This is a genomic window from Methylobacterium sp. WSM2598 (assembly GCF_000379105.1).
GTDB lineage: Bacteria > Pseudomonadota > Alphaproteobacteria > Rhizobiales > Beijerinckiaceae > Methylobacterium.
The window spans coordinates 6,385,976-6,398,641 of the sequence record NZ_KB900609.1; the positions used below are offsets into that span (position 1 = coordinate 6,385,976).

Genomic DNA, 12,666 nt, shown 5'->3' on the forward strand with positions numbered 1-12,666 from the left:
CGATCCCTCAACGGAGCCATTCGATCGGCGCAGAGTGATCGGGCCGGACGCCGCGGCGCGCGGTCGCGAACGGCGCGGTGCGCGCTCCGGCCCACCCTTCGCCTCGCCCCCACGTCCAGCGCTCACGAGGCGCGCGCCACGGGCGCGTCGCCCGGCGCGCCCTCGCCTCCCGCCGGCGGAGCGGCGGCCCATCAGTTGAACGGCGCCACGCGGCTGTTGTTCGCGTAGATGGCCGTCGACCCGCCGAGATTGTTCGTCAGAACGTAAGCCGATCCGCTCCAGGTCAGCGAGAGCTTGCCGGCCGCCACCGACGCGGCGCAGTTCGCCGACCCGCCGATCAAGAACGTCCTCGTCGTGGAGTAGAGCCACTTGCAGACGTTTCCGTAGGCGCTGTCCCGCACGACCAACTCGCCCGACCCGGTCGGCAGGGCGAGCGTGCCGCCGTTCGCGACGGTCTGGGCGGACGCGCTGGTGTCGATGTTCGGCGCGGCACTGATCGGACGCAGGGAGATCGTGTTCAGGAACGCGTTCGTACCGAACAGGGGCAGGGTCGTCGCCGCCTGCTTGGCGTCGTAGTTCCAGGCGCCGACGAGGATCTGCGAGCCGGTCCCCGGCGCCCGGAGGCCCTCGAAATGCGTCGGGGCAGCGATGGTCGTGCCCGTGTTCCACTGGCCGGCCAACAGCGTTCCGATCTGGACCCGCGCGTTCTGGCCGCCGACGTAGACGTGACTCTGACCTGAATAGGACAAGCTGGCGTCGCCGATCGACACGACTGCGTTGTTGCTGAGAACGGAGATCGTATTCGACTTCGATCCCGCGTAGTTGAGTCCGCTGGAGAACCCGACCAGGGAAGCGACCGACAAGTTGGCACCGGTCGCAGCGGGCTCAACGACGATCGACGCGAACGAGTTGTCGCAATCCAGTGCACTGATCTGCGCATTATAGAGAGTTCCAGGCGGATAGGATCCGTCAGGGCCGCCGGAGAAATGTTGAACATCCAGGCACTTTGCGCCGCCATAAACGAAAACTTTCTTGATGACGAGATTGTCGGCGCGACCAACCTGCAGCGCGACCATGTTGTTATTCGTATATAGGAGAACATTGGTGTTGTTTGACCAGTAGGGCCAAAGATGCATGTCGTCGATGACCGGCGTGTCGTAGGCGCTCTCAATGTTGACGCCGATCTGAAGCGGCTGGCCTTTCAGGCTCTTGATGCGCGATCGGTCCCCCTTCGAGAAGTAGATGCCCCTGGTCGAGTTGAGGATCGCGACATCGAACTCGACTTCCGCGTTGTAGATCGCGAAGTCGTAGTCGCACGCGCACGGGGCATAGGCGCCCGCGCCCGGCCGCGGCTGGTCGCGAAAGGTACCGACGCCCTCGATGTGGTTGCCGTTCGAGAAATGCTGCGGCGAGATCCCGCCGGCCGGCTGCAGGATGAAGCCCTTCCCGGCGTGCGCGAGGTGGAACCAGAGCCCCTTGCCGGGCGCCTGAGGATCCGCCGCGCCGGTATTGGCGCCGTCGGTCATCTCGACGCCGGGGCCGCGCAGGTTCAGGACGCCGCTGCCCGTGATCGTGCTCGTCAGCCTCAGCACGCAGTCGCCGGGCTGCGTCAGCGTGCGCCGGAGGGCGATGGCCGCCGTGATCGCTCTCTGCACCGCGCCCGTGCTGTCGGCCGCGTTCGTGCAATCCGCCCCGAACAGGGAGAACGTCAAGGGCTGGCCCTTGTCGAGCGTCCAGCAGCCCGGCAGCACGGCCGACTGGACCTGCGAGCCGCCGTCGCCGCCGGAGATGGAGCACGGGGACGAGGAATAGGTGTAGACGCCCCGCCCGCCATCCCCGGCCGCGGCGTAGCCCTGGCGGATGACCGGGGCGGTGCCGGCGAACAGCGTCGCGAGTTCGGCGTTGCTCGCCACGTGGGGCGCGAGCGAGCGCGCGAGCGAGCCGACGGTCGCGTTCGGGTTCGGCGTGACCTTGAGGCCCGACACGTCGCAGGCTTTCCCGGACACGCAGGCAACCGCGTCCTCGACGGTCAGCGCCTTGAAGTGCGAAGTGGGTTGGTCCGCCGCCTGGACGAGGGCAGGCGCGAGCGCAAGGAGCGCGGCGAGGAGATGTCGCATCGGGATCCTCAAACTGACCGATGGGGGGGAGCTTCCGATGTTCCGCGAAGCCCGCCCTGGTCGGGAGAGGCGTGTCGCAGAATCGGGCTCGGGACGCACGGGGCACGTCGCGGCGGCGCCCCTCGCCTCGCCCGACGACCGAGGTGGCCGGGACCCCGCCGCTCCTCGCGGACAGGAGGCGGTCGGCAGGCCCGTCGCGGTGGCCTCGCGGCGGATGACGCTTCACCGCGGGGCGTGACGACGCCCGCGGCGGTTCCGGGGCGTGCCGCGAGGCATCGCCGTCGTTGCGCCGGCCGCGGCCGGGACGCCGATGCTCACCGAGCCCGCCCGCGGCGGCCTCGTCCCGCGACAGCCCCTTCCGGCCGCGGCGGCGTGCCCCGGTCCGGAGCCGGTCCTCTCACGAGCGCCGGAGAACACGGCCTATTGCGGCGCCCACCCCCGCGTCACCCCTCAGAGGGCAATCGAACCGAACGCAATCAGAGTGCGCAAGGCAGTCTTTCGAATAGACTCCGCTCACGATGCGAGAAATGAGAAGCGAATTGCTTGGTTGAGGACTATATGGCTTTCTCGGACGACGTTGCGCAGCAACGGAGGCGGGCATGCTCAAGGCTCAGCGGTATGGGGCCTCCCATGCGGAGCGACGCTTGGCAGCCGTCCTGTCCGCGGACATGGTCGATTACAGCCGGTTCATGGGCGCCAACGAGGAGTGGACGCTCGCCCGCCTGCGGTCCCTCCGCCGCGACCTCATCGATCCGGAGATCAAGCGCCACGGCGGCCGGGTGGTGAAATCCACCGGCGACGGCATTCTGACCGAGTTCACCAGCGTGGTGGAGGCCGTCCGTTGCGCCGTCGAGATCCAGCACGGCATCGGGACCTGGAACGGGGACGTGCCGGAGACGCGCCGGATCGCCCTGCGCATCGGCATCAACGTCGGGGAGCTCGTCGTCGAGCGCGACGGCGACATCTACGGCGACAGCGTGAACATCGCCGCCCGGCTGGAGGCGATCGCACCGGCGGGCGGGATCGCCCTGTCGCGGGCCGCGTACGAGCAGGTGCGCGGGCGGCTGTCCTACCCCGTCGAGGAATGGGGCGACCAGTCGCTGAAGAACATCGACCGGCCCGTCTTCGTGTTCGTGATCCGGCCCGAAGCGATCACGCAGCTCCCGAGCCAGGCCGAGCCGGCCGAACCGCGCGCGGTCCTCCCGCGCGGCAGGGCCCTCTGGCTGGCCGGCGCGCTGCTGGCCGCGGTGGGATGCGTCGCGGTCGCCCGCCTCCTCGCGCCTGCGCGCCCGGTCGCGCCGGTCCCCGAGACCGTTGCGCCGATCGGAGCGGACGCGACCCTCGCGGCGCTCGAGGAGCCCGCCCCCGCGCGGCGCCGCGGCCCGGCCCCTCGGCTCTCGATCGTGGTCCTCCCCTTCACGAACCGCGACGGGGGAGAGGCGTTCGACCTGCTCGCCGAGAGCATCGCGTCGGACCTCACCTCGGACCTGTCCCGCATCGATGGCAGCTTCGTCATCGCGCCCAGCACCGCCCTGGCGTGGCGGGACAGGCACGCCGACCGGCGCGACCTCGGACGGAATCTGCGCGTGCGCTACGTGCTGCACGGCAGCCTCCACCACGCCGGCGCCCGCGTCCGGATCAACGCGCGCCTGACCGACACCGAGACGGGCGCGGAGGTCTGGGCGGACCGGTTCGTGAGCGAGGCGTCCTCGATCGCCGAGACCGAGGAGGAGATCGTCGCTCAGCTCGCGCGGGCCCTGAGCATCGAGCTGACCGAGGCCGAGCTGCGCCAGTTCGAGCGGGAGCGGCCGAGCGCTCCCGACGCCGCCGACCTGGCGGCCCAAGGCTGGTCGGTTCTCAACCGGCCGCTGTCTGGACTTGCTTCGGGAAAGTGGAGAGCTCTTTCCGTGAGGGAGGAGGTTCCCGATGCGAGAACCGAAGAAGCGCTTCACCCCTGAGTTTCGCGCCGAAGCCGTGCGCCTTGCTCACACGAGCGGGCGCAGCCGCCGAGAGGTCGCCGAGGATCTCGGCATCGGCCTCTCGACGTTGCGCCACTGGATCGACGGACAGCGCGATCGCGAGATGGAGGCGCCGCCCTCCGACCGCCAGGAGGACATGGCCGCCGAGCTGAAGCGGCTGCGGCGGGAGAACGAGGTGTTGCGCCAGGAACGCGAGATCCTGAAGCGGGCCACGGCTTTTTTCGCCAAGGAGGGAAGTCGATGAGGTTCCAGCTCATCGATGCGGCGAAGAAGGACTTCCCGGTCGCGCGTCTGTGCAAGCTCCTGGATGTCAGCCCGAGCGGCTACTTCGCCTGGAAGAACCGGCCCGCGTCGCGCCGTCAGCGCGAGGACCTCGTGCTGCTCGCCCACGTCCGCTCGGCCTTCGCGCTCTCACACGAGACCTATGGNAGCCCGCGCATGACGCACGAGCTGCGCGAGCAAGGGCTTGGCGTGGGCCGGCGCCGCACGGCGCGGCTGATGCGGGAGAGCGGGCTCAAGGCTCGCCAGCCGCGCCGCTTTCGGCGCACCACCGACAGCCAGCATGCCTTCCCGGTCGCGCCCAACCGGCTCGACCAGGATTTCACCGCCGCAGAGCCCGACGAGAAGTGGGGGGCTGACATCTCCTACATCTGGACACGGGAGGGCTGGCTTTATCTGGCGGTGGTGATCGATCTTTATGCCCGGCGGGTCGTCGGCTGGGCAGCTGGCGACCGGCTGCACAAGGAATTGGCCCTGACTGCCTTGCGTCGCGCTTTGGTTGTGCGACGGCCGGCAGCTGGTCTGGTGCATCATTCGGATCGAGGTAGTCAGTATTGCTCGAACGAGTACCAGGCTGAACTACGAAGCCGCGGGATCACCATTTCGATGTCTGGCAAGGGCAACTGTTATGACAATGCGATGGTCGAGACGTTCTTCAAGACGCTGAAAAGCGAGATGGTCTGGCGCACCGTCTTCTACACGCGTGCCGAGGCGACCGAAGCCCTGGCCCGCTACATCGATGGCTTCTACAATCCCTGCCGGCGCCATTCCGCGCTCGGCTTCGTCAGCCCTGTCCGGTTCGAGAGGCGGGGCACCTGTTCAACCGCTCTCTACTAAACCGAAGCAAGTCCAGTCGCGGGAGAGCCTGCTGCGGGCCCGGGAGGCCTTCGAGCAGGCGCTCGCGCGCGACGGCGAGAGCGTGCGGGCGCGCGTCGGACTGGCCCGCACCCTCGCGCTCGCGGCGAATTTCGGCTGGTCCTCCGCGGCGTCCGACGACCTTGCGCGGGCCGAGCGCCTGATCGACGGGGCGCTCGCCGCGCGGCCGAACGAGGCGATGGCCTATTGCGTGAAGGGCGAGATCCTGAGGGGACGCCGGCAGTACGAGGAGGCCATCGCGGCCCATCAGGCGGCGATCGCCCGCAACGCCAACCTGGCCCCGGCCTACGGATCGATGGCGAATGCCGTGCTCCAGCTCGGCCAAGCGGACAAGGCCTACGCGCTCGCGGAACGCGCGGTCCGGCTGAGCCCGCACGACCCTCTGCTGAGCCTCTGGGCGGCGACGCTCTGCGAGGCGGCCGAGCGTCGGACGATGCACGCGGCGGCGATCACCTGGTGTTCGCGGTCGTTGGTGGCGCCCTCGCCCCAGCCGGTCCTCATCTACCTCCATCTCGCCTCCGCCTACGCGGAGACTGGCCGGACCGACGAGGCGCGAAGGTCGATTGCGCAGCTCCTGGCCCTCCGACCGGGCTATACGATCGGTCGCTGGCGCGAGGAGAGCCGGTCGGCGCGTCCGGAGGCCGTGCACAAGGCGATTACCTCGCGGACGGGCTCCGCAAGGCTGGTCTGCCGGACTAGGGAGTTCCTGCCCCGTGCAACCGCGCGTCGCTCACGAGGGCACAACCAGGGCCTGAGGCGCCGCCTGCTTGATGCGGGTCAGCAGCCACGAGCGCTGCCGATTGTTCTGTCCATCCACCCGCTCCACGAGGCGCCGCATCTCCTCATCCCGCAGCCCCTTCGCCGCCTGATCGAGCACCACCAGGGATGCGTGCGTCTCATTCGCCAACAGCCAGCAATCGTGCAGGTCGCGAACCAGCCCGAGACCGGTTCGCTTGAGCGGCGGCTGGACAGCGTCGCCCAGCCGGTCCGGCTCCGTCTCGCGCGCCTCGCCGTAGCGGGCGATCAGCCCGCGCAGGGCCTCGAGCTCCCGCCGTGACCAGTCCGCCAGCATGTGGCACTCGTTGAAGATGTCGGGTTCTGCCTGATGGGCTTCGGCAACCTGCGCCAGGGCCCGCGCCAGCGCCCGCTCGCTGCCCTCCAGCAGGCCCAGGTATTCCTGCACGTGCTGCCGCTCAGGCGCCACGACGGCGCCCACAGCCTGGACGGCGTGCTTGGCGCGCGCGAGCAGTCCGGGAGCCTTCGAGACCTCCGTGTCCGGCTGCTCGCTGCTGGGCTGTGCCACCCGCGTGAGTGCCACGGCCGCATACTTGTAGTGCGGCTGCTTGGAGACCGTGTCCCACTCGAAGATCGTGAGCTCGTTGGCGGCCCGCGCTCGGCCCGGCTCGTCCCAGTAGCCGTAGTGGAACGGCACGAAGACGCGTCCCGGCTCTATCCCGCCGACCCGGGCGGTCACCTCGATCTGGCCGCGACGCGACGTGATCCGAACCCAGTCGCCCTCGCCGATCCCGAGAGCGGCCGCGTCGCGTGAGCTCACCTGCACGAAGGCGTCCGGGGCCGCGGTCGCGAGCTCTGGTGCGCGACCCGTCTTGGTGCGGGTATGGAAGTGGTGGACGAGACGACCCGTGCTCAGCCAGTACGGATAGGCCTCGTCCGGCTCCTCGTGCGGCGGCTGGTACTCGGCCGGTTTGAGGAGGGCGCGCCCGCCCGGGTTGCGCGCCTTGTACTCCTCCGGCGTGACGACCGCTCCGGTGATGAGGTCGTGCCCGAAGCTCTCGCAGACCTCGGGCGAGGTGGGGAACACCCCGTCCTCGTAGATCCGGTGTTTCCCGTCCGGGAACCGCTCGTTGCACGGCCAGGGTATTCCGGAACCACCGGTCAGCTTGGCGTAGGAGAGGCCCGTGTAGTCGCACGGACGACCTCGGGAGCAGGCCTTCCACGCCTCGAACGCGCCCTCAGGGTCGCTCCACTTGATCAGCGGCGCACCATCCTTGTCGCGCAGCCGCATGCGCCGGGCGTAATCGAGGAAGATGTCGAGGTCGGACCGCGCCTCGCCCGGCGGGTCGATGGCCTTGTGGGCGATGTGCACCGTGCGGTCCACGTTGGTGAAGGTCCCGGTCTTCTCGCCCCAGGCGGCCGCGGGCAGAACCACGTCGGCGAGTGCGGTGGTCTCCGTGGGGAATATCTCGTTGACGACCACGAACAGGTCCGGGTTGGACAGGATGGACCGGATGCGCGCCAGGTCCGGCAGCGTCACCGCCGGATTCGTGGCCTGGATCCAGAGCATCCGGATCGAGAGCTGCTCGGCGTAGCGGAAGATCTGCAGCGCGTGCGTGGGCGGTGCCCAGTGCGGGATGATTCCGGGATCGACGTTCCAGAGGCGGGCGAGCTCCGCGATATGCTCGGGATTGTCCCAGTTGCGGAAGCCCGGCAGGTCGCCGTCAGCACCGGTCTCGCGCGTGTTCTGAGCGGTGGGCTGACCGTTCATCTGCAGGATGCCGCAGCCGGGCTTGCCGACCAGGCCGCGGATCAGGTTGAGGTTGTTGACCTGACAGGCCGCGGCGGTGGCCTGCATGGACTGGTAGACGCCCTGCAGCACGGTCGAGACCAGCGTCTCGGCTTCGCCGAGGATGCGCGCAGCCGCGACGAGGTCGCCTGCCGGTACGCCCGAGAGCTGTTGGACCCGCTCGGGTGTGTAGGCCTCGACGGTGTGCCGAAGCTGTTCGAAGCCGACCGTGTGCCGTGCGATGTACGCGCCGTCGATGTGGCCGTTGGCGATGATGAGGTGAAGCAGGCCGTTGAGCACGGGCACGTTGCTGCCCGGCTTCGGCTTGAGATGGAGGTCGGCCTCGCGCGTCGTGGGGGTGTCCCGCGGGTCGATCGCGACGAGCCGGGGCGGCTCGGGTCCGCGTCGGCGGTCCAGGATCCGCATCCAGAGCACAGTGTCGGTCTCGGCCATGTTGTGGCCGACGTGCAGGATGCAGGCGGTCTCGTCGATGTCGAAGTAGGAGCCGGGCTGTCCGTCCGAGCCGAAAGTCTCCTTCAGTGAGGCGGCCGCGGTGGCGGTGCACAGGCGGGTGTTGCCGTCCATGTGCGGCGTGCCGAGTCCGGCTTTGCCGATCACCCCCAGCGTGTAGTACTCCTCGAGCATGAGCTGGCCCGAGGTGTAGAATCCGATCGCGCTGCCGGTGTAGCGCGCGATGATCTCCTTGGAGCGCTCGACCACGAGGCCCATCGCCTCGTCCCAGCTCGCCTCGACGAGGCGGCTGCCTCGGCGGATCAGCGGCGTCGTCAGCCGGTCCGCACTTGCATTGGCGCGCCAGGCGTTCAGGCCCTTGGGACCGAGCCGACCGCGGTTGACCTCGTCGGCGGCACGCCCGCGCACACCGACGATGCGTCCATCCTTGACGGCGATGTCGAGGCCGCACCCGTTGGAGCAGAGAACACAGGCAGATTGCACCCACTTGCCGGGTTCAGCGACGAGGTGTTCGTCGACGCGCACGGGCCACGCGTGCTGCCCGTGGAAGGGGGTGCGCTCCCCCCAGATGTCAGCAGCACTGTCGCGGGTGCGCCGTCCGGTCGGGGCCTGATCGTTCAGGTCCTCCAAGTCTCGCCCACGCTCTGCTGGCATCGTCCCCCCCACGCGACGGCGGCTGATCACGCGCTCATCACCCCGATTCTGGCCGGGAGCTCCCGACGAGCGCGGCAGAAGTGGCGCGCACAACCGCTTAGCCAGCCCGATGGCACAAAACCTGCTGCTCCTGAGCGGGTTCCGAATTTCCGCACCTGTGCCGGGCGCGGATGGCACGCAGGCGTACATTCGCCGGCGAGCGCGCTCAGCAGCCGATGCCGGTGATCGCCGCCGGCGGTTTGATTGGAACGCATCCGACATCCGGACCCGGACGGATCCGGGTCCGAGCGCTCGTGAAATCGTTCATGACGGTTCGACCATCTTGCCGGAGCGAGGACATCTCGCGTGAAGACATGACTCGCTGATTCCGATGCCGCAGCGTCGAATTTTGCTCAGGGTGCCGAGTGGATGGACATCCGCCCGCGCATGGCCGGATGGTAGCGACAATAGTACTCGATCTCTCCAGCTCGGATGAGAACGATGTGGCCAGTTCCCTCGGGCGGAATGGCCACATCCCATGTCTCGTCGCGTGCCGTTGCCGTGTGCGCAACGAAGTCGCGGCTGACCCACTCGACGGTGTCGCCCACGCGGGCAGAAACCTGCGCCGGCACGAAAGCAAGGTCCTCAACGCGGATCCTGATCGTCTCCGCTACGGCCGAGGACAACGGGCAGGTCGCCAAACCCACAAGCCACGCGAGCCGAATCTTAAGCCTCATGGCCCACCAGTTCATTTCAGCGCCTGAACGACATGCTCGGCATGCTGCTCGTGCCCTTGAAAGATCTTCAGCCCTGTACGCAGCAGATCTTTCAAGTCGGGATTGCTCGCGGCAGGTATGAGTGTGCCCTCAAGCGCGCCATTGACAGTTTTGTGGTAAGCCACCTCGTTTTCTGCATACGCCTTGTCAAACTCGGTGCCGGCGAGCTTCTTCAGCGAGGCCTCTTTTTCATCGGCCTGCTTCATCAGGGCCCGGCTGGTGTCATTGTCCTGCGGTGTAACGTTGAGCTTCTTGACCAGCCCGAGCGCCTTCTCGTTCACGGCTTTGTGGTCACGCACCATGTCCTCCGCAAAGGCGCGCACCTCCTTGTTCTTGGACTTCTGCAGGGCGAGTTCGGCAGCCTTGATGTCGATCTGTCCTGCCGTGTAGGCGATGTGGGCGATCTGGGCGTCGTTCGGCGGCGTGCCTTGCGCAGCAACCACGACCGTGCCGAGGGCCAGGGCAGCCAGAGCTGCACTTCCTCTGATGAGCATCGCGTCCCTCCATGGCTGGGCTCAGGAATTGCCGTCCTGAGCGCACTTGGATGCGGAGCGCGTGGAAAGGTTCCCGCACTTCACGTGAGGCCGAGCCGCTCCAGCACCGCGTCGGTCAAACGCGCGCAGCGGACGCCCGCGAACGGAAACGCGTCCGCCAGGACGGGCCCTATCTGCTCCTCCAGATCGCGTTTCAGCAGCAGCCGTGCGCGGTGCAGGCGGGTCCTGACCGTCTCCGGTCTGAGGCCGAGCAACTCCGCGGTGTCCTCGGTGCTCAGGCCTTCCACCAAGCGTGCGATCAGCACCGTGCGGAACGCGTCGGGAAGCCGGTCGATGGCGAGCTCAAGCAGGGTGCGGATCTGCCGCTGCGCCATGAGAGCTTCCGGGTCGAGTTGACCGCCGACGTCCGGGAACGGAATGATCTGGGCGCTCGTCGTGGGCGCCGCGACGGCACTCAGATCCAGCGTCGGGCGGCGGTGCCGCAACCGGCCGAGCGCCTCGTTGATGACGATGCGGGCCAGCCAAGTGCCGAGGCGCGCGTCGCCGCGGAAGCTGCTCAGGTGGGTGAAGGCGCGCGCATACGCCTCCTGCAGGACGTCCTCGGCCTCGCTGTCGTCGCGGACGATGCTGCGCGCCATCCGGTACAGGCGCCGGTTCTGCTGCTGGATGATCAGCCGGATAGCGGCGGGGTCGTGTCGGCGCGCGCGTTCGAGGAGCGTTGCCTCGTCGGCCGAGAGCTGAAGGGGAGGCTCGATCATGGCGTGACTGCCAGCTTCCGCGGGTGGGCATTCGATGTCGCCCAAGCCGACATTCGATGTCGCCCAAGCCGAAACGTTCCCGTGCCAGCGATTCATACGCCGGGGTCGGGTTCGCCGCTCGCCCCGCACGTCCAGGACACGACTGATTCCTCGCGGCCAGGGCAGCTGCGTCCGCTGACGCGCGAGCACGGCGCGGCGGCGGATGTCGGGGGACCGCGTCGACACCGAACGTCCGGACGGCCCTTGCAACCGGACGTTCCCTCCACCCGCTGCCGGGGGCCGCTTCGGGTCACGGGTTCGCGTGCACCGATCCGACTGCCGGTTCGGAGGCGGCCATGGCATCCAACCTGCCTCGGTGGCGCGGACGGAGCGCAAGGATGCGTGATCCATCGCGCGCACTCGGACGCTCCGACCGAGATCGGATCATGAGCTTCCGCCGGGCCGCCGTTTGTTCAGGCTGCCGCCCTCGTACAGGATGCGAGGATGGGGCTCGGCGAAACTGACGCCGAGGTCGAACCTGGCCGAACCTGCCTTGCGCGTGCCGCGGCTCGGATTGCTGATTTCGAAATCGATCGTCGAGCGCGCTGCGCACTTGCGTGCCGGCGCATTGCAGATCACCCGCATCGTCCCGGGACGATGCACGTACTGGCGAACAGGCCACTGCTGGATCGCGCGCCGCTTCTCTGCCATGAGCTGAGACTGCGTGTAACGCTGCCCGTAAAACATGACGGTCGGACCGTACATGTAGGGCACCCCTGCGACCGGGCCGGCTTGGTTCGACGACCAGATTTGAAGGTACCGCTCAGCGATGAAGGCGGTGCGCTCCCTCATCTCGGAGGGACTCAATGCATGCGCCTCGATCGAGAGCACGCTGATGATGGCCGCGGCGGGCCACACGCGCTTGATCCCCTTCAGCATCGATGTCCTCCGGCTGGGAGCTTCGAGCCCTGATCCGGCGGGTTCCGGGGCGTCTCACCGGCACTGAGCTCGCCGCCGAGGCTTCCTTGACCACGGAGATCAGCTCGCGCGCTGCGCTCACGCGTCAGAAGCGCTCGGCCGGTCCCATGAGCCACCCCATCACGCCACCCGTCTCCGCCGCCGAGTAGTGCCGCTTCGGTTCGGGAGCCTCGTTCTGAGCTCGACGCCGAGGTCGCTGCGACGGGGTTGGATCGTCATCCAGCTGCGCATCGGCATGCTTGGTGACGCGAACCGGGACGATGCGGCGCGCCTCTCTGACTGCGGCAAGGCTGTGCCTGTCCCCCGTCGTGTTCAGAGGCAGCCGAGCCTCTCGGTGGCGCGGTTCCCGGTCCGTCGCAACGAGCCGCCTCGCCCCGGTCTCGGGCTGCTCGGCCGGGATCCGCGGTCTCGGATCCGCAGGCGCAGCTCCGCTCGCTGTCGCGGGCCGTTCCCTCGCCGCCTGAGGTGCGATGACGGGCTTGCCCCGGGATTTCTCGGCATGGGCTTGCTGGACCCGCGGCGCGTTGCTGCTCGCAGCCTCGGAGCGCGGCTCAGGCGCTCTCAGCCGCGCGGTGTTGCTGTGAGGGGCCGCCCTACCCTCTGGCCCGCCGGCCTGCGCAACGGCTGGCGGCGTCTCTTCCTGCGCGTCGGCACCGGCCGCCCGCGACGGCCCGGGTCCGCTCTGGTGACCGGAATCCTCGAGCGTGAAAGTCAGGGGCGGACGGGTTTCGCGAGGTGCTGAGGCAGCGGGGCCGTGAGACCGAACGGGATCGGACCAGGCACGGCCTTCCACGCCCCGCGG

At 68.6% G+C, this 12,666-nt stretch carries 8 protein-coding genes and 1 pseudogene; 3 read left to right on the forward strand and 6 right to left on the reverse strand.

Annotated features, from left to right (window positions below; all coding sequences use genetic code 11):
- Nucleotides 1-191: 191 nt before the first annotated feature.
- Entirely contained in the window at nucleotides 192-2,117 is a 1,926-nt protein-coding gene (locus MET2598_RS0129760; protein WP_012336075.1) for a hypothetical protein, read from the reverse strand.
- 644 nt (nucleotides 2,118-2,761) lie between these two features.
- Here MET2598_RS0129760 and MET2598_RS37550 point away from each other — a divergent pair.
- The 3 genes and pseudogenes from MET2598_RS37550 to MET2598_RS43615 form a co-directional block, all read left to right on the forward strand.
- Entirely contained in the window at nucleotides 2,762-4,075 is a 1,314-nt protein-coding gene (locus MET2598_RS37550; RefSeq protein ID WP_236728837.1) for an adenylate/guanylate cyclase domain-containing protein, read from the forward strand.
- A protein-coding gene (locus MET2598_RS0129775; RefSeq protein ID WP_085984595.1) for an IS3 family transposase occupies nucleotides 4,044-5,212 on the forward strand; the annotation gives its coding sequence in 2 pieces (ribosomal slippage) (nucleotides 4,044-4,311 and nucleotides 4,311-5,212; 1,170 coding nt in all). Before MET2598_RS37550 ends, MET2598_RS0129775 begins: the two co-directional genes overlap by 32 nt.
- Nucleotides 5,115-5,798: pseudogene (locus MET2598_RS43615) on the forward strand (tetratricopeptide repeat protein); the annotation flags it as partial. The gene MET2598_RS0129775 and the pseudogene MET2598_RS43615, both read left to right, overlap by 98 nt.
- Before the next feature lie 183 nt (nucleotides 5,799-5,981).
- Here the strand turns inward: MET2598_RS43615 and MET2598_RS0129785 are convergent.
- From MET2598_RS0129785 to MET2598_RS0129805, 5 genes are all read right to left on the reverse strand, one after another.
- Complete coding sequence (locus MET2598_RS0129785; RefSeq protein WP_236728838.1) at nucleotides 5,982-8,930, reverse strand: molybdopterin oxidoreductase family protein; 2,949 nt, start codon at nucleotides 8,928-8,930, stop codon at nucleotides 5,982-5,984.
- Nucleotides 8,931-9,292: 362 nt separating this feature from the next.
- Nucleotides 9,293-9,631 carry a cupredoxin domain-containing protein gene (locus MET2598_RS0129790; protein WP_018263332.1) on the reverse strand — a complete coding sequence of 113 codons (339 nt, stop codon included), beginning with the start codon at nucleotides 9,629-9,631 and terminating at the stop codon, nucleotides 9,293-9,295.
- On the reverse strand, nucleotides 9,628-10,149 hold the full coding sequence (locus MET2598_RS0129795) for a DUF4142 domain-containing protein (RefSeq protein WP_012336071.1): 522 nt from the start codon (nucleotides 10,147-10,149) through the stop codon (nucleotides 9,628-9,630). Before MET2598_RS0129795 ends, MET2598_RS0129790 begins: the two co-directional genes overlap by 4 nt.
- A gap of 80 nt (nucleotides 10,150-10,229) precedes the next feature.
- Complete coding sequence (locus MET2598_RS0129800; RefSeq protein ID WP_018263333.1) at nucleotides 10,230-10,907, reverse strand: RNA polymerase sigma factor; 678 nt, start codon at nucleotides 10,905-10,907, stop codon at nucleotides 10,230-10,232.
- 423 nt (nucleotides 10,908-11,330) lie between these two features.
- On the reverse strand, nucleotides 11,331-11,825 hold the full coding sequence (locus MET2598_RS0129805; protein ID WP_012336069.1) for a hypothetical protein: 495 nt from the start codon (nucleotides 11,823-11,825) through the stop codon (nucleotides 11,331-11,333).
- Nucleotides 11,826-12,666 lie beyond the last annotated feature (841 nt).

Coding starts and splice junctions, on each gene's coding strand:
- MET2598_RS0129805 (WP_012336069.1), bottom strand. CDS start 11,825: ATGCTGAAGGGGATCAAGCGCGTGTGGCCCGCCGCGGCCATCATCAGC.
- MET2598_RS0129790 (WP_018263332.1), bottom strand. CDS start 9,631: ATGAACTGGTGGGCCATGAGGCTTAAGATTCGGCTCGCGTGGCTTGTG.
- MET2598_RS0129795 (WP_012336071.1), bottom strand. CDS start 10,149: ATGCTCATCAGAGGAAGTGCAGCTCTGGCTGCCCTGGCCCTCGGCACG.
- MET2598_RS0129760 (WP_012336075.1), bottom strand. CDS start 2,117: ATGCGACATCTCCTCGCCGCGCTCCTTGCGCTCGCGCCTGCCCTCGTC.
- MET2598_RS0129800 (WP_018263333.1), bottom strand. CDS start 10,907: ATGATCGAGCCTCCCCTTCAGCTCTCGGCCGACGAGGCAACGCTCCTC.